6 protein-coding genes and 3 pseudogenes are annotated in these 17,876 nt (G+C 64.9%); 3 read left to right on the top strand and 6 right to left on the bottom strand.

Features of this window, described 5'->3' with window-relative positions:
* Positions 1-465: 465 nt before the first annotated feature.
* The 5 genes from ACE101_RS01515 to ACE101_RS01535 are packed head-to-tail and all read right to left on the bottom strand — an operon-like array spanning position 466 to position 11,923.
* Positions 466-1,005, bottom strand: coding sequence for a phospholipase D-like domain-containing protein (locus tag ACE101_RS01515; RefSeq protein ID WP_379125760.1), 540 nt, complete (start codon positions 1,003-1,005; stop codon positions 466-468).
* The gene (locus ACE101_RS01520) at positions 1,002-3,224 is read right to left on the bottom strand and encodes a DUF8724 domain-containing protein (protein ID WP_379125761.1); all 2,223 of its coding nucleotides are present in this window, start codon (positions 3,222-3,224) and stop codon (positions 1,002-1,004) included. The genes ACE101_RS01515 and ACE101_RS01520 overlap by 4 nt, the downstream gene beginning before the upstream one ends.
* Positions 3,217-7,548 (bottom strand): helicase-related protein, encoded by a 4,332-nt coding sequence (locus tag ACE101_RS01525; protein WP_379125762.1) that lies wholly within the window; start codon positions 7,546-7,548, stop codon positions 3,217-3,219. Before ACE101_RS01525 ends, ACE101_RS01520 begins: the two co-directional genes overlap by 8 nt.
* Complete coding sequence (locus ACE101_RS01530; RefSeq protein WP_379125763.1) at positions 7,545-10,292, bottom strand: hypothetical protein; 2,748 nt, start codon at positions 10,290-10,292, stop codon at positions 7,545-7,547. The genes ACE101_RS01525 and ACE101_RS01530 overlap by 4 nt, the downstream gene beginning before the upstream one ends.
* Entirely contained in the window at positions 10,292-11,923 is a 1,632-nt protein-coding gene (locus ACE101_RS01535; protein ID WP_379125764.1) for an N-6 DNA methylase, read from the bottom strand. Before ACE101_RS01535 ends, ACE101_RS01530 begins: the two co-directional genes overlap by 1 nt.
* A 1,467-nt stretch (positions 11,924-13,390) precedes the next feature.
* Here ACE101_RS01535 and ACE101_RS01540 point away from each other — a divergent pair.
* The 3 pseudogenes from ACE101_RS01540 to ACE101_RS01550 all read left to right on the top strand — a co-directional run.
* Positions 13,391-13,967 (top strand): annotated as a pseudogene (locus ACE101_RS01540) (transposase); the annotation flags it as partial.
* Positions 13,968-14,277: 310 nt separating this feature from the next.
* Positions 14,278-15,426: pseudogene (locus ACE101_RS01545) on the top strand (recombinase family protein); the annotation flags it as partial.
* 508 nt (positions 15,427-15,934) lie between these two features.
* Positions 15,935-16,068 (top strand): annotated as a pseudogene (locus ACE101_RS01550) (IS5/IS1182 family transposase); the annotation flags it as partial.
* A gap of 24 nt (positions 16,069-16,092) precedes the next feature.
* Here the strand turns inward: ACE101_RS01550 and ACE101_RS01555 are convergent.
* Positions 16,093-17,835: a hypothetical protein gene (locus ACE101_RS01555; protein WP_379125765.1), complete on the bottom strand. Its 1,743-nt coding sequence runs from the start codon at positions 17,833-17,835 to the stop codon at positions 16,093-16,095.
* Positions 17,836-17,876: the final 41 nt, after the last annotated feature.

Consider the following 17,876-nt stretch of genomic DNA (forward strand, 5'->3'; position numbering starts at 1 on the left):
ATGCCTCATGATTCTCGCGCATCAGAGGAGTCATCGCCCCGGTGTGACGAGCCGCCGCAAACCAGTGCCATCGACCTGATCACCCCTGTACGTAAAGCCGTGACCAAGAGCAGTCCGAAGAAACAACCGGTTGCTGGCAACCTGATTGAATGCCTGTGACCGACCGACTAGAGCCGTTTGCTGGCTGGCAGCTTTCAAGCTGGCTATGCATCAGGCAGACATCTCAACAGATGTCTCGAAGACCTAGCTTTGGTTACTCTGGACGGCGATTGACTGGTCGCTATGAACATCGGAGCCACGGGCGGCGAGAGCAGGTATCGAGAGCGGGGACCTCGCTTGCCACAGCCGATGTAGGTCTTGCACTCACGATCCGCAGTGATCTCCTTTAGAAAGCGATCGGCCAAACAAAATAATCATGATATGCTTCCGCTCAAGCCGTGTCTTCTCGTCTTCTCAGGTCTCGGTTCAACCCGCCATGCTGGCTACTGCGTTGACGAGGACGCGAACCGCGCCGACGGCGGGTCCCTCGACGAGCATGCCGCATTCGAGGTTTGTCGACATCGAGCGCCGGAGCATGTTGGCTGATCCGACATAGGCCGCGATCCCGTCTGCGAGCACGATCTTGGCGTGGAATGTCTCGTTTGACTGGTCCGCGCCGCCATAGTCGATGATCCGCGTCGCGGCGCGGGTGAGGCGCGTGCCGGCCTGACCACAAGAGGAGATCTGCGAAGCATCGCGCACGATGAAGATGCGCTCGGCGGCGGCTGTCTCCTCGAACAGCTGTGATGCCCACTCGGCGCCAACGACGTCGATATACGGCACCATGATAGTGAAGCGTTCGCGCGCCAGCAGGGCGAGATGGCGGAACGCGTCAGTCGTCCGGGTCAGCGCAACGTAGTCGCTAGCTATGTCGGCCGCCAGTGCATCGCCGAGCCGGCTGGGCGCGGGCGGCATCGTCACGACCAGACGCGCGGTGGCGCGGGGCGAGACCGGGATGTCAGTCATGCCAGTGATGGATCGAAGAAGCCGACGAGATTGGGGGCCGACCTGGGTTCCCACTCGGGACCCTTCCCGCCCTTGAGCACCGCGCGTGACAGCAGGAGGTTCGAGGCGATGCAGCTCACCTCCGACACCATCACGCAGGCGGGGCAAGCGCCGCCCCTCGCGTCGCACAGGCTGCCCGATCCGCAGCGTAGCGTCCGGGGGTCGAGCGCTCGCCTGAGGAACGCATGGGACTGATTCCGCCACATCGCCGAGATATTCCCCAGGTCGGGAGTCATTCCCTTGCGATAGATGACGAAAGCGAGATCGGCGGGAAAGATGTGCTCCCCGATGCCGTCGCGGTCGACGCCCGAGGTGTCTGCGAGCGAGTGCATCATCTGGTGAGAAAGGGTGTGGAGTAGTAGGTAGACGTATGCGGGAAGCGTTCGCGGATATCCGCCTGTGCCCTCGCGGTCCTTGAACGTCTCGAGGAAGGGGCCAAAGTCGTCGTAGCGCTCGATGAACGCACGGCCGAGATGGTCAGGCGGCACGTCGGCAATGCCGTTCCTGTCGAGCCAGCGCAGCACGCGCGTCTCGTCGAGCTTGAAGTAGAGCGCCTCGTTCAGCTGCTGGGTGACGTAGATCGGGCGCTTGTTGTCGGCGATCGGTAGTGCGTCGAACGCCTTCAGCCGTACGGGCATGTCGACGGTCATGCCCTGATGTTCGCGCTTGTATATCGGGTTCGCCGAGACGCGAGTGTAGCCGAAGCTGAACTCGCAGATGGGCAGCCCGCGCACGAGGACGAGGCGCTCCACGCCCATGTGCCCGAGCAGCGATCCGGTAACCGCTTGGTAGCGCGACTTCCGCTCGGGATCGTTGACAACGTCGGTCAGCGCGATATCCGGGTTCATGACGTCGACCGCTGCGTGCCGCGCCATGGCCTGCTCAATGTGCTCGCGCACGAAGGCGTCGTGCTGGACCGTGAGCCGGATCGGGTCGTAGCGGCGCGCCCAGTCCTCGCGTAGCGCGATCGCCCGCAGGACGCCGGGACTGCCGAGGCGGCCGCGCTCGACAATGCCCTTGGCGAACCACGCCTTGCGGAACTCGTTGGCGTCATCGCGGTATCGACGGGCTTTGTCCGCCCGCCCGCCTTGGTCGGCGCGCTCGGCCATGTCGAGGAAGGCGGAGTAGTCGTCCCAATCCCCCGCATGCTGCGGATCCGCCTTCACCTTCGCGCTGATCTCCTCGTCCGTCGGCTCGGCGAAGGGTATGTCGTGGATCTGGGCCAGCTTCGCGGTGAGTTCGCCGGAGCGTTGCTGGGTCATGAGTTCGACCACCGAGCTGTCCTCGAACACGATGAACGAGGTGCGCTGCACGTAGAAGGCCGAGTTCGCTCGGTAGGACACCGGCAGCATGTTGACCTCGATCCACTGGAACGTGCGCCCGCCCGCGTTCTGCTGGGCTTGGAGGTGCCCGAGCACGTGCGGGTTGGCCTTCTTGAGCGGCCGCATCTCGCCGCAGCCCTCGCAGACGTATCGCCACTCGGAGAACACGGGGGCGTCGTTGCGCAGCCTGAAGTTGGCCGATCCGCAGGTGCACATCCGGATCTGCCGGGTGGTTCCGGTCTGCGGATCGAAGTTCCAGTTGAACGGGCTGAGCGGCTCGATGTCGCCGGACCAGTGGACGTAAACTACGTCGACCTGCGTCCAGCGGGCATCGTGGCCGTGGCATTTCCTGGGCAGTGGCTGGCGAGCTTGCTCGGCGATGCTCTCGAACTCGCGCGTCGATCCGCAGATGCCACACCGGTAGAGCAATGGATACGGGACATAGCCCACGCGTTCGGGGGTCGTCATCTGGAAGTCAGTGCGCTCAACCCGCGCTTCCCCAGTCCTGGAGTCGCGGAACGGGGTGTCGAGGACGAACTCGGGCAACGTGTCCGGCAGCGCCTTGATGGTCCGGTCGCGCCAGTTGGTGACGAAGTCACGCAGGTTCTCGAAGATCAGCGTCACGGTCGTCGGCTTAAGGTCGCGCAGCTCGTTGGCGAGCGGCACCGATCGGCAGATGCCCTTGCCGCCCTCCCACGTCATCAGCACCCCGGGCGCGTAGGATCCTGCGATCTGAATGCGCGACCGCGACATGCTCGGCGGCTCCAGCTTCTCGGGATCCGGGCGAGATCCGCCGAACGCGCTCGGCCGCCGGCTCGACGCGCTGCGCCAATCCTTTTCCCCCTTGGCGTCAGCCATCCGATCCTCCGTCCGCATCCAGCTCGGATGCACTGCCGCGTTGCGTCCTGATCGCGCGCATGACCTTGGCGAGGTCGCGCCGATCGACGTCGGTCGTCCGCCCGCGTGACAGTGGATCCCGCGCCGCCGCGACGATGTAGCCGGCCTCGTCGACGTCGCGCAGCGAGGTCATCGGTGGCTTAAAGGCGGGCTGGTCCTTCCAGTAGTCGCGCAGGTTGGAGATCGTCCCCCGGCTCGAGATGTCGCGTGCGAAGTTCTCGACCTGCTTGTCCACCAAGCCGCGGTAGAACTCGTCGTAGTGCGGCGCGCCCAGCCTAGACGCGCCCTTTCCCGCGAAGCCGCTCGAGCGAAGCATGAAGCCGACGAGCTGCTTCGTGAACGCGAGGTGGTCGCGCTGCGCCATCGCCGCGAGCCGGCCGACTTGGTCCATTTGCGCGACTTCGTGCTTGCGGTTGTCGGGGCTGGCAAGGAAGTCGCGCGCCTCACGCAGCATCGTCCACGCCTGAACGTAGGATGCCATCGTGCGCTTAATTGCGTTCTCCGCCCATCGCTCAACCGCGGGCGGCGCGATCATGCGCTCTAGGAATCGGTGGAAGATGTCGTGCGTCTCGACCACATACCGGTCGCGGCGGTTCTGAGGCGTGGGCAGCAGCATGACGAAGCCGACGTGCGTGCGACCGACGCGGCTCGACGCTTGGATGTACTCGGCGATATCCGACGGCAGGCCCGCGAAGAACATGCTGTTGAACCGGTCGACGTCGACCCCGTGGCTGATCGCCGAGGTCGCGACGATGTTGCGCACCGTGCCCGTGATGTCGGGATAGTCCTGCGCGTCGAACGAAGTTTCGGCGGCCTCCATGACCGCCTGAATCTCCTTCATGTCGATGCCGCCGGAGATCAGGCGGCTGTCGAATCGCGAGTGCGCGCGGCCGATCCGCCGGTGCTCGTGCTCTACGGCGGCGCTGAGCGCGTCGATTATTTGGTCGCCGCCTTTCTTGTTGGTGACGTAGGCCAAGGCGATGCGGTGAAGGTCGATGAGCGCCATTATCTCGGTCTCGCGCCCACCCGCGACTACGCGGTCGATCGCCGCCCGCCGCCAGTCGCCCGCCCGGCCCTTCGAGACGGCGGCGCGAATCGTCGCGATGGCAGCGGCGCGTCGCGCGTCGTCGAGCATGCCGTCCCACAGCAAGGCGATGATCCCGTGGAAGGCGGCAAGGACACCGACAGTGGTGACTGTGTGGGTCGCGTCGTTAGTTATCAGCGACACGTAGAGGCGCATCCAGGGAGCGGTCAGCTCGGGCGCTCGGGAGGAGGGGAGCTCGGCCGCCAGCGCGTCGCGTGCAGGGTTGGTCACGGGCGGTGGCGCCGGCTCCGCGAAGAACGAGTGGTAGAGGTCCGGTCCGGGGTAAGGGAATCGCAGCGGCTTCCGCTGATAGAGCGTCTCGAGTTGCCGCTCAGGGGCCGAAATCGTCGCGGTCGCGGCGATTACCTTGGGCATGCGTGGTCCGCCCCAGCCGTCGCCGGTCCACCGGCGAGCGACCTGCAGGTCGTCACCGGCCATGTCGGCCACGTCCTCGAGCGCAGTGTCGAGAAGGGTGTCGAACAGCCCGCTGAACGTTCCGAGGCTCTCTTCGAGGAGATGTGCCTCGTCCTGGATGATCAGCGAAGGGAACGGATCGTGGAAGATCCGCCTGCCGTCGGAATATGCGGGGAACAGATTCTCGCAGCCGTCAGAGGCCGGGTCCCGGCGCAACTTCTCCTCGGTGCGAGGGGTGTCGAGGTTGCCGCGTCGGTCCATCCGCCGCGCGAGCCCGAACATGCCGAGCACCTTGCTGATCGTGCCGGTGTTCTGTCCGAGCATGGCGAGCTTGTCGACGGTCCCGAGCACGATCGTCGGCGCCCGCGCGTAGATCGCGTCGTCGGTGAGGAGGAAGGGCAGCGGGTGCCGGCCGCCGTGAGCGCGGTTCCAGTCGCACCGGTCGTCGAAGCAGACAATTGCTGCGCGGTGCCCGAGCGGCCCGTCGCCCTCGTCGCGCCTGAGACCGGTCGGTTTCCCGCAGACCGGGCAGTCCGGAATCTTATCGTACGCCTCGCGCGCCTCGGCATACCGGCGCCCACGGTCGCGCTGGTCGTCGTCGCCGGTCTCTCCGTCGAGCCCGCTGTCGTCCACGAAATCCGTGTCGCTGGAGAGCGGTATATCGGCGCGGAACTCGCGGTAGTGGTTCGGCGTGTTCTGGCTGCCGACCCAGAACCCCATCTCGAATGGCCATCGTCCCACGCCGCGGCTCTTGCGCACCATCTCGGCGCGGACGACGAGCTTGAGGAGGCGCTGTGCCTGCTGCAGCGTAAGGAGGCGCAGCGGGTAGCGAATCAGCGCGGTTATCCCGCGATCTTTGCCGCGCAGCCGGTCAAGGAACATCGCATAGAGAAGCGTGCCGTAGAACGCCTCGGATTTGCCGCCGCCTGTCGGGAAGTAGAGGAGGCTGACGCCTTCCTCGTCCAGCAGCGGGTCATGGCGGTCCCGCCATTCCGGCATCCGCGACGCGAAGACCGGCACGTGCGCGAGCACGAATGCCATCTGGAACAGGCGCCACCCGCGTCTTGGATCGTGCGCGTCGCGCAGCGCGAACGCTTCGTTGGCCATCGTCCACGCCCGCCAAGGCGCCGCTCGCCGCTCAAGGTCGCGATCCCCTCCTGTGCCGGCCAGCACGTCGTGCGCCTTCTTGGAATCGATGAGGAGTTGGACGCCGCGCTCGATATATCGCGCCTCAGCCCGCTGCGCGTCGATGTCTTGACGGAGGCGGGCCGTCTCGACGGCCGCGTCTGCCGGTTCGAGGCCCGCCGTGACCGCGTCCTTCAATCGGGCTTCCTGGCCGTTGATCCACTCGACATACGCGCGCGGCAGCGCGAGCAGCCGGCTGGCGTCGAAGTCGGGATCCTTGAGGATCGCAAACTGGAACGGGAGGTCGATTTTGCGGGCGACGATGCGCGGCTGCACAAACCGCGGCGCCACGGTCGTGGTGAGTGTGATATCGTTACCGGCCTCTTCGGCGGCTACGCCGCAGTTCAGGCCGATCGCCGGATAATCGAGGTGTTCCCGGAAGCGGTAGGAGGGTTCGACGCGGTCCAGCCTCAGCGGCCGATGCGCGAACTTCGGCAGCGTCAGCGAGAAGCCCGCACCGAACACCGTGTTGCACTTGCCCTTTGCCTCCTGCGGCGTCAGGTCCGCCGACTGGTTGTCGAGCATGACGCGCATGGACAGCCGCGAGGGGTCGAGAAAGTCGACCTGCCGCTCGACCTTTACGACGACTTGGGAGAGGTCGGGCAGGATCTGAGCGCGGTTGACGGGACGCACGGAGAGCGCGGCCATCGCCGCCGTCCAGCTCGCCTCGTTCAGCGTGTCGCCCGGCTGCACATTTGCGTCGCGCCAGGCTGCCCGGTCGCCATCACCCGTCACCCACGCCTCAAGCTGAGCGGCGGCCGCCGCTGCCAGGGCGGCGTTGTAGGTGTCGATGGCGGTGGACAGCGTCGCATCGTCCGCACCTGTGTCGAAGTCCAGCGTCGGCAGCTCGAGGTCCAGCCGCCGCCACTTCCCTGGCACTGGCGCGGGGTCGACGAGGTTGAGCGGAATCTCGCGGCCCTCGCGGATCAGGCGCGAGATGGGAAGCAGCGGCGGAGCGGTATCGTCGGCCGTGTTGGGATCGATCGGGACGCAGTCGTCCACCGTAGCGCTTGGGCGTGTCGCTGAGGGATCGTCCGTCAGCAGCCTGATACCGTGGGCGGCGTAAGCCTTCCGTCGCACTTCGCTAAGAATCTGCGCCCTTGCCGCCCGGACCTTGAAGCGCCGGGCTTCGTCCATTCCCTTCCAGTCCGGTCGTTCAACGCCGGCAGCCTTGAGCGCCGGCCCACGCTCGGTCCTTATGGCGTCGTCGATCTGCTGCTGGATGGCAGGACGCAGTCTAAAGTCGAACTCCAGCTCGCCGCCTCCGCTGACCAGCTCGCGCCACTCGGGAATGACGCGCACGTACACGGAGTAGCGCGGGGTAACGCGCAGCGTGGTGCTACCGGCAGCGCCCAGAACCACGTCCATACCGATCGCGGCTACTCTGATGTCGGTCGTCTCATCCGCCGTGCCGGTGCTGTCGAACCGCGGCAGCAGCTGTCCGGCGAAGATGCCGCGGCGCGGCGATCCCCCGAGCATCGTGCGTCCGCGGTCATCCCCGCCGCTCACCCTGTTCACGAGCGCGTTGACGAGCGCGTCGCATAGCGCCTCCTTAAGTTCGACGTCGATGGATCCGAGCTGGCCGTTCGAAAGACCTTTCATGACGCCTGTATGCTCCGCACCTCATCAACGACCGACACATGTTCCTCTGCCATGGCGCGAAGCGTCCTGATTTCTGCTCTGCGGTCCTGGCTGCTCGCCAGCGCCGCATGCGTGTCGGTGAGGATGCCGCGGAAGGCGTCATGGAATATGTTTCCGTAGCGCAGCCGGTGCGTGCGCTGCGCAACTACCGCCCATCGCCAGTAGGTTAGCGCCAGCCTCTCGCCGATTCCGAGCGCCCTGGTGAACCGCAGGAACGTCGCCTCATCCTGCGGCGCATGTGGCACGACATCGCATAGAGGCTTGTCCAGCTGGTCTCTCAGATCGATCCAGTAGTGCGCGGTCTCCGTCGAGACGTTAGGCTCACCCATCCGCGCGACGAGCGCGCGCAGTCTTGCCTGGACAGAGCTTCCGTCTATCTCGCCAAACCGCCGCGTCACTTGCTCGTGATAATTGCGAATCTCCTCCGCTGCCGTCGCGCGGATGTTGATGAGCGTCCGCGCCCGCTCGACGAAGCCCGGACCGATCACGCACACCTCGTCACCTGCGCGGATCTGGCACGCGGGCCGCTCGATGAAGGCGGTCGTCGCGGAGCCGTCATCGCGGAGCACGATTCCAGTGTTGCGGCGCGCGAGGATCCGCTGCCCGTTCTTCAGCACGATTTCCAGCAGGTTGCGTGCCCCGCGTACGCCGCCGGTCAAGTCGACGACTGCGCCGGTCGGGAACTCGACGTCGTCGGTCGGCATCTCGAACTGAATGGCATGTCGCCCGATCTCGGCGACACGGCCGGCGGCGCGCGTCGCGAATGCGCGGAGCCTGGCCGCGAGTGGCGCGATGTCAATCTCGTCGGCGAGCTGCTCGGCGTCGCGGGCGGCGTAGGCCAGCGTGTCGGCGTCTGCGAGGACTAAAACCTTATCCGGCAGCCATGGCTGCGCGAGTGTGGCCAGAATCGCCGATCGCGTGGGTGCGACGAGAATCGCGCGCTTGAACTGGTTGCGCGACGAGTTCGGCATCCCGGTGACCGTAGCAAGCACGCGTTCACCGCCGAACAGAATGACGTTGTCGTTGAGGCGCGCGCGCAGTTTCGGGTGGTCGTGCGAAAGGCGGTCGGCGGCGAACTCCGCAACCATGTCGGAGCGGAACACGAACACCGATCGCGAGCTGGACCGGAGGGCTGGTTGTATTGCTGCCTCGAGCAGGCTCGTCATCGGCGTCGCGAACTCGAGCTTCCGCATGAGTTCGCGTGCCCCAGTGACCGTGCCGTGCTCGGCGTCGGCCTGGCTCGCGAGGCTGCGGGGATCGGTCAGGGTGGCGACATCACTCGCGACGCGGTAGATCGCCAGCCGGTCGTCGGCGATAGCGGTCGAGGTCTCTCGCTCGAGGAATCGGCTGAGCTCGGCGAGCGATCCGGGCAGGCAGGCCGACCGCCGCACGGTCGCGATGAGGTTGCGCACCGTCGCAGCGCCCTCCTGGTCGCCCAGCGTTAAGAGCCGGTTCACCAGTGCCCGCAGTCGCTCGATGTTGCGGTCGACCTCGCCGAAGAACCCGTCGGCGTCAGGCTGTGCGCCGCCCTCGATAGCGATCGCCCTGGTGCCGATGTCGGTCACGATGCCGGACGTCGGGGAATAGACGATATGGCCCGTTGCCGGCATCATCTTTCCCTTCCGGCCCGGCAGTTTGACACCCAGCAGGTCGAAGCGCGCGGCGCGGTATGTCCACGGATCGTCCGCGACCACGAGGATGCCGGTGGTTGGGTGCACCGTGCGGATGCAGTTAACCATCTCCTTCGCCCGCTCCAGCCAGTCCCATCCGAGGCGGTCGCGCCCGTTCCGCGATAGGTCAAGGATGAGGAGGTCCGGCGACTTTGCGATCGCGCGCAGTTCCACGCCGATGCGATCACCAGCGCGAAGCGTGTAGAGGTAGAACGCTGCCTTGGCGGGGTCGTCGGCTTCGCCCGACCGCGATTGGCGCGTGATATCCGTCTTGTTGCGCGTCCGCCACAGCAGCGAGCTATTGGAGGGCCGGTCGCCCCTAGGGGGGCCGTGCGGCACGATCTCGTCGAGGATCGGGTGCTCGAACTCCGCGTAGCTCCGGCCGTCCGACGCGGTGCCGTTGAGCTGCCGGACCCGTGCGAGGACTTGGTGATAGTCTTTCGCGGCGCCGCCGCCGCCCGACATGTAGCGCTTGACGTGCTCGAAGTTGGTGGTGCCTAGCACGTGCCGGTCGAGCTGGACCTGCCGCGCCTGGGCATGGGTGCTACGCGCGTAGGGATAGACAATGGCGCGGACTTCGTCCGCTGGAGCTCGGCTCGTCTCCGTCGATCGCTGAACTGTTACTATTGTGCGCTCAGCACTGCCGACTGCTGCGACGGCGAGCAGCGACACGATTGCCGACGGCGACAGGCGGCCTGGCGGCCAGGGCATGACGACCTGCGCCGACCCATCGACCGCGACTTCGGCCGCCGACCGGACGATACGCACGTAGGCCGGCGTGAGCTGCACAACTTCAGACTCGCCGAGCCGGTGGAGAGGTTGCGCCGCGAGCGCCGCCATGTAGGCGTCGACGTTTCGATGTAGCCGTGCCGGTGCGGATGCCATTGCGGCCGGTGTGCTCGACCTTCGGTCCGCGGCGTTCTTCGCCAGCTTCGCCATTAACGCCTGACGCTTAGCGAGCTGCGCCTGACGCTGTTCGCTGCGGTCCCTGAGCGTCACGCCTGGTGGGCAATGGAAGGGTTGGCCGCGCGCCATCAGGCGTCGACCGATTCTGGCTGGACCCGGTATGCGGCGGTCGCAGCGGCCTCGGCATCGCCCCCGGCGACGGCGAGCTCGGCCGCGAAGGTGTCGGGCGCGGGAAGGTCGAGCTGTCGGAGCAACGTCACCGACACCGCGGCGGTGCCCGACACGCGACGATACCGCTGGTCCACCGCCGCCGTGTTGAGCAGCTTCACCGCGAGTTCGAGCCGGTCGGGATCCTCGGCGGTCAGCACTATGGTATGGTTCTCGCTGACGAAGCCGCCCCACCGATAGATTACTTCGGGATCTACAGCCGCGACCACCAAGCGGCGCGGCTGCTTATCGTTGGTCGTGCGCTGCATGACGGCCGCCGAGGCGGTCTTGATTACGGCGATGCTATCCTCGGCGAACGTCACGAAGTCGGTTTCGGCACTCCTCTTCCCAGCCGGCCTGCAGAGCTCGCCGGGCCGCACGTTCTTCGCCCAGATCAGCGGGTAACCCGGACGACTGCGCGTGAGCTTGGCCGCCATCCTGTCCTTCTCGCGATTCCAAACGAAATAGCCTGCACGCGCGGTCACGCCGTAATCGGAGAGCGTCGCTCCACCGACCTTGGCGGGATCAAGCGCGGGCAGCGGCCAGGCGTCACCGGCGGCGGCTGGAAGGGCTTGTTCGACCGGGGGGCCAGCCGTTGGCACCATCTCGATTATCGGAAACCGTACCCGCGAGGCTGGATCGTGCTTTTGTCCCTTCCGCGCGATCAGCACGCTGATGTCTTGCGCGACGTCGATGAATATGCCGTCTCGTCCGGCGATCGAACCCACCGAGAGCACTTCCGCCTGCGACCGGATGTAGGCGCGCATCTTGTCGTAGAGGGGTCCGGCCCGGAAGCTCGACGGGATCACGAGCGCGACGATGCCGCCGGGCTTCGCGTGGCGGAAGCACAGCTCCGCGAAGAGGGCATACTTGTTGATGTGGCCGCCGTGGGCGACTTTCTGCCATGCATTTCCGCACACTTCGTCGAGGCCGATACGTCCGTAGGGGGGATTGGCGATTACAAGTCCGTACGAGGCCGGGATCGCGACGCGCAGAGCGTCGCCGGTGTGGATGATCTCGCGGGATAGTGGCGCTCCCAGCCGTTCGGCGATCAGGCGGCTGGAGAGCGTGGCCAGCCCGGCGTCAATCTCGATTCCATTCAAGCGATAGGAGACCTCTTCCGCCTTCAGGCCGGCGGCCGCCATCCGGCCGGCCAGGGTCGACAGGAATGCCGCGCCGCCGGCAGCGGGATCGAGCACGTCGTCGGTTGCGAGATCGAAGCCTGCGTCGATCGCGAGGTCCACCACAGCGTCGGCGACCGCCGGCGGGGTGAAATACGTCGCCTGCGCCCGCCGTACCCTTGTCGGCAGCATGAGCGTGTAAAAGGTGCCGACCCAGTAGTGGCGCTCGTCAGTCGGCAGGGCGTGTAGCGCTCTGCGGAATTCGGCGAAACGGTCGTCTGGGCCTATGCCAGACAAGAGATCGAGGCATGCCTCGGCGCGGGCTTGCGACGTGGTCGCGCGGGCAGCCGCGATCTTCGCGGTCGTGCGGGCACGAGCCAGCAGCGTCGCCTTGCCTCCGCTTCGGTCCACTCGCAGCCCCTTGTGCGCCATCTGATCGTGGCGAGACTAAGCTAAAGAACTGGGGCTAGCAGCGTCCAATTGTCTTGTTTCCAGCCATTTCGAGCCATTTCAGGACGGCTGTGGCAGACGTGCACTGCCGTCGTCCAGTCAGCCGATCAGTCACGACTTCGCTCGATAGACGGCCTTCGGCGTGGCTCTGGTTTAATTGGCGGTATGTCGACGTAAGGGCACGCCTATCAACGAGGCATACACTGGGCGATATACGAGGTAATACCCCGGCGATAAATGAAATTGTGAGGCGAGTAGTGACATTTGCGCCACATATAGAGACGATTTACTTCGCAAATAGACTGGCCTGTGCCACGCTATATCTCGTTGACGGCGTTAGAGTGAAGGACAACGAACGACCGACACAGGCGCAGAACCTAAGATTTACTTCCAGCGACGAGCCAACGTCCACTCCCAGCGCTACTAATCCGCTCGAGGCGGTGACGGCAGGCCGCGGCGGCGGTCATCCCGACCGACTGCCTGCTCTCTCCATGAACCGACACAACCGCGTCGGTCGCAGCCTTTCACCTCCGGCAGTTTTCGTGTGACGAAACGTGGTGGTCCTGACACGCGGCCTATCAACAAGGCCGCCGCCGTGATGCGCTCATCGTCCGCTGAGCCTCAGCCCTATCCCGAACTGCCGACGCAGCAGCCTCATCGGCTTCTGCCTGGGTTTTTACTAGATCGGCCCGAAGCTGCTCGACTTCGAGATCTCCGCGCGCGTCACCATACATCAGCTGCATTAACTCGGGGCTTCTTTGCGGCCCCTGTCGTGCGATGGCATCCTCAAGCTCTCTGCGAAACTTCGGTGTCATCTTCTCAGGATCAATGTAGTCGTCGATTATTTCCTCTGCTCTCATTTTTACCCCGGGCCTCTCATCAGGCTCACATTCAATGTCTTCACAATAATCATGAAGCTATTTATCCCGCTGAGTTTCCCGCCGTTGCCTAAATAGAACCATGTATGGACATCAACTACTATCGACTTTCGAGCGAGTGCGCACTCTCGGCATCATCGATTCTCAAAAGGCGTTCTCCATTCGCTGGTGCGGAAAGAGCGGGGACCTACTTCGTGACTATGGCCGGCGGGGCGGGGCGACTGCCAGGGTCAACCCAAGCGTGGTCGTTAGAGTGCGTGAGCGTCTGGCGGAGGCTGCCAAACTACTTCCCGATGATCTTGCCGCTGAGGTCCGCGCGATTGACGCCGGAATTGAGCGAGACCTCCGGGTCGCCGATCTCCTGGGCCGGAGGGCAATCGGATGAGCTTCAGGGTCACGAAGCTCCTTTCGGGTGGTGATCTCGCGGCCTTTGTGGAGATGCTGCACGTCCAGACCAGCGACGGATTTGTAGAGCGCGAGATGTGTGCACGTGCGTCCGCGCGTGGTGCGGGACTGGGCGATGAAGCGCCGCCGCGAGGTCTCGGACGCGCTGGATGCTTTACCGGGCTCACCAAGCATGCCGCGATGGCGGCCTCCCTCGGCCGATCGGACGGCGCGGCTCCTCCACGCTGTTCTGCGCGGCGGCATCTCGTCGCGTCTGATTCCCAAGGACCTGCCGCCGCGCTCAACCACCTACGGCTACTTCAGCTGCTGGCGCGATCAGAGGCTGTTCGCCGGGATCAGCCATCATCTCGTGCTGTCTGATCGGGAGTGCATCGGGCGGGACGCCTCCCCGACAACCGCCGTGCTTGACAGGAAGACACATCAAGACGACCGAGAGCGGCAGCCCAAGCGGCTATGATGCAGGCAAGAAGGTGAAGTGCCGTAAGCGTCAGGCTCTGGTGGACACGGACGGACGCGCCCTCATCCTCGAACCGCAGCCCGCCGACGTGCAGGACCGGGACGGCGCCGTGCCGGTATTGCGCCTGTCGCGCCGGACCTTCCCGTTCATCGCCAAGGCATTCGCTGATGCGGGCTATGCCGGTGACAGGCCAGCGACAGCCACGATTATCGCCGTCGAGATCGTGCGCAAGCCGCCCGATCAGGTCGGCTTTGCCGTGCATCCACGCCGGTGGGTGGTGGTCCGCCGTACAATCTTGCCAATCCGAGTTTCGAGTGGTCGGCTCGCATTCCACGCGAGCGGCTGGTTGACGGTTCTCGAACCGATAGCGCCTCGGTTCGGCTGAAGCCTCCGTCCGGACGCGCCGCCCCCCGCACCGATGGAGGTGCACATGGGTCGATCGACGCCGCAGGCGGTCGTCGTGGCGCGTATCTCGTTCGAGCCCACCAGGCTCAGTCCGCAGTGCCTGGTCGAGGCCTACGCCCGCATCCTGCCGGTAACCCGCAAGCCCCTCGCGGCCGCAGGGCCCGTGCCGGCTCAAACGAGGAGGACTGAGCATGGCTGAGGGTGGGGTGGCCTTCTACGCGCGCGTCTCCAGCGAGGCCCAGGCGCGCGAGCATACGATCGACAGCCAAGTTGCCGCTCTGCGCGAGCGCATCGCCGCCGATGGAGGCAGGATCGCGCCCGGCAACGGCTTTGTGGACGAGGGACAGAGCGGCGCCTCGCTGGTGCGCCCCGCCTTGGAGCGCCTGCGCGACGCGGCGGCTGTCGGGGCGGTCGAACGCCTTTACGTGCTGGCTCCGGATCGTCTGGCCCGACGGCACGCGCATCAAGCCCTGCTCATGGAGGAGTTCCGACGCGCGGGCGTCTCCGTGATCTTCCTCAATCGTCCGATTGGAGCCAGCCCTGAGGACGATCTGCTGCCGCAGATCCAGGGCGTCATCGCCGAGTACGAGCGCGCCCAGATCCTGGAACGTGGGCGGCGGGGGCGGCGCCATGCGGCGCGGTCGGGCTCGGTCAGCGCGCTGGCTGGCGCGCCCTACGGCTACCGGTACGTCACCCGCGAGCGAGGCGGTGGGGTTGCCCGGTTCGAGGTCGTGCCCGAGGAGGCCCGCGTCGTGCGCCTGATCTTCGCCTGGATCGGGCTTGAGCGTCTGAGCCTGCGGGAGGTCTGCCGAAGACTGCAGGATGCAGGCCTGCGCGCCCGTTCAGGCCAACCCCGATGGTGGGCCTCGACCCTTCACGGCATGATCGAGAACCCGGCCTACACAGGAACGGCCATGTACGGCCGCTTCCACGCCATCGAGCCCCAGCCCCGCTTGCGCCCGATCCGCCATCATCCGCTTCGCTCCGCGCGTCCGACGACGCGCGTTCCCGTCTCCCGCTCGGAGTGGGTGCCCGTCGCCGTGCCGGCGCTGGTGGACCCGGCGGTGGCCGAGGCCGCACGGATGCAGTTGGAGGAGAACCGGCGCCGCAAGCGCGAGCAGTGCCGGGGACCAGGGTGGCTGCTCCAGGGCTTGGTCGTGTGTCGGCGTTGCGGCTACGCCTATTACGGCAAGTCTACGCCCGGCCTCGCCGAGCGCCATCGACCCAGCCCCTTCGGTTATGGTGCCTATCGCTGCATCGGCAGTGACGGCCATCGGTTCGATGGGAAGCCGGTCTGCACCAACCGGCCCGTACGCAGCGATCGCCTTGAGCGCGCTGTCTGGACCGAGGTCGAGGCCGTCTTGAACGATCCCGCGCGGGTGGCCCACGAGTACCAGCAACGCTTGACCGCGGTGAGCGCGAGGGTGGGCAGTGCCGCGGACTTGGGCGAGGCGGAGCGCCGTATCGCCACACTACGGCGTGGGATCGGCCGGCTCATCGACGGTTATGCTGAGGGCGTAATCGAACAGGGCGAGTTCGAGCCGCGCATCGCCGATCTGAGGAGCCGGGTGGCGCAATTGGAGGAGCAGCGCAGCGAGATGCGGGCTGCGAGCGAAGCAGAGCGCGAACTGACCTTAATTGTTGGCCAGTTGGAGCTCTTCTCCGCTCGTGTGCGCGAGAGCCTCAACGTCCTGGACTGGACGGCCAAGCGCGATGTCCTTCGTCTCATGGTTCGGCGCATCGAGATCGATGATGGACACATCGAAATCGTTTTCCGCGTCCCACCACCGCCCCCGAGCGGGCCGGATCAGGCTAAAGCTCGCAGAGGGCAACGTTGTACAGCGGACCGTGGAACGCTTCTTCGCCTGGATCGGCGGCAACCGCCGCCTCTGGAAGGATCCGGAGGCCAACCTCGCTTCAGCGCCGGCCTCCCTCACGCGGCAGCCGTTATGATCCTCGTCCGACGTCCCGCCCGCTCAGCCCAAGCTATCGGACGGACTCTCAGGCTATTCGACAAGCAGATCCAGTCGTTTCTGGTCGTTGAAGAATGTGATGCGAGCAACCGCGCCGGATAAGACGGCGAGAGGAATGCCGTTTCCGTATGATCTACCGACGCTGGCGCGGTAACGATGTCCTGTCAGAGCATCATGGGTCTCCTCGTCTAGCATCGCTCGTCGGCACGCATCCTTGAACGTGTGCCGGAACGAATGAAACACCTTGCCGCGTCCCTTCACGCCAATCTTCCCAAGGTAACGACCGAACCACTGCGAGAAGGCTTTTGTAGGCTCGTAACGCCCTGAGTGTGGCAATCGCGGGAACAGGTACGAAGAGGTCTTTGACTTTACGTAATCTTCAAAACCAAGCGATATTAGTATCGGGTGAATCGGTATTGTACGTCGTGACGAGAGGTTTTTCAGGCGCTTCGAGACGGCAGGGTCATCGGCTAAGTCGGTGATCATGAGCGCCGGCACTGGGCTGAAAACGACATCTTTGACGAGAAGCTGGCCAATTTCATTAAGTCTTGCGCCGGTAAACAATCCAAGTAGCGGTATCCAGAACCGCTCCTCTTCGTGACATTTCGGGTAGTAATCAGGACAGAATATTTTCTTTAAATCATCATCGCTGAATGGAGACCGTGGGGATATCTCCAGTGGGCGTACTTTCGGCTTGACGCCGGCAGTTGGATTTTGTTCAATCAAGTCACATGAGGCCGCCCATGCGAAGCAGGCACCAAGGAGGTTGAACCACGATCGCACGGCTTGCGGTGTGAGCGTTGGTCTACCCGCTGATTGATCCGCAGGTAGGCTGGCCAATTGAACAAATGTGAGCTTTCTCTCTGCCATCTTCAAACGCGCGGGCACTTTGTATGCTTCCACTTGCAAGCGTCTCAACAAGTCTTTTGTTACGTCCGCAGCAAGAACATCGCTCCCATTGAGATCATTTATGTAGCGAGCGACCATCCGCAACTTCGAAGAAGTCTTAATCGGCTTCCTTGTGGCGGCAACATATTCTTCAACCAGCTGGTGCAGTAGTATGGTGCTTGTTCGATTGACTTTGTTTGGATGCGAGCTCGCCGCCGCTGGACCCTGGCGCGGAAGATCGGTGAAGTCGAAGTTGCGCCACTTGGCCTCCGCTTCGAGGACCGCTCGAAGCTCGGCTTCGACCATCCGCTGTATGGTAAAGAGCGCGCTATGCATGGCCGGAACCCGGATGCCGTGCTCGTGCAGAATCGACTCAGTGAGCGCGAGCAGCGGTGGGCAGTGGAAGAGCCACGTGCGCGCATGACCGCAGGCGCCGACCAACTGACACTCTGCTACGAAATCGGTCTCGTCCCTGCTCCGCTCAGGCTCGTTGAGCAGCCGCTGCGCTCGCTGGTAGCGTTCTCTTTCACCCCAGAGCTTTACAGCCTCCGAGACCGATCCGAGGCCCAGCTCGAGCGGAGCCACAGTGGCAGCCACATTGCCACGCCATGGCTTTGAAGCGGGCTTGACCGTAAACCAGGGCTGCACCGCCCCGGGACTCGCAGGGCTGAGCGTTGCGCCATCGCAACACTCGGCGCGGGCCAGGAGTGATTCGAATTCGCTGTTCGCTTTCGCCCAAGCCGCGGGAATTTGCGCGCGATCGGCAGTTCCGAGCGACCGTTCAAAGAAGACCCGTCCGAGCTGAGGTTGCAGCGCCAGAGGGAAGCGCCTGAAGTACACCCAATTACCGGAGCGATGATTCCGCTTCAGGTGAGGGAACTGGCGCATCGATGTAGGGCTCGGTGTAGGGGATGGTGTGTCGCCTAAGC

The sequence above is a fragment of the Methylobacterium carpenticola genome, from assembly GCF_042748905.1.
In the GTDB taxonomy this organism is placed as follows: Bacteria; Pseudomonadota; Alphaproteobacteria; order Rhizobiales; family Beijerinckiaceae; genus Methylobacterium; species Methylobacterium carpenticola.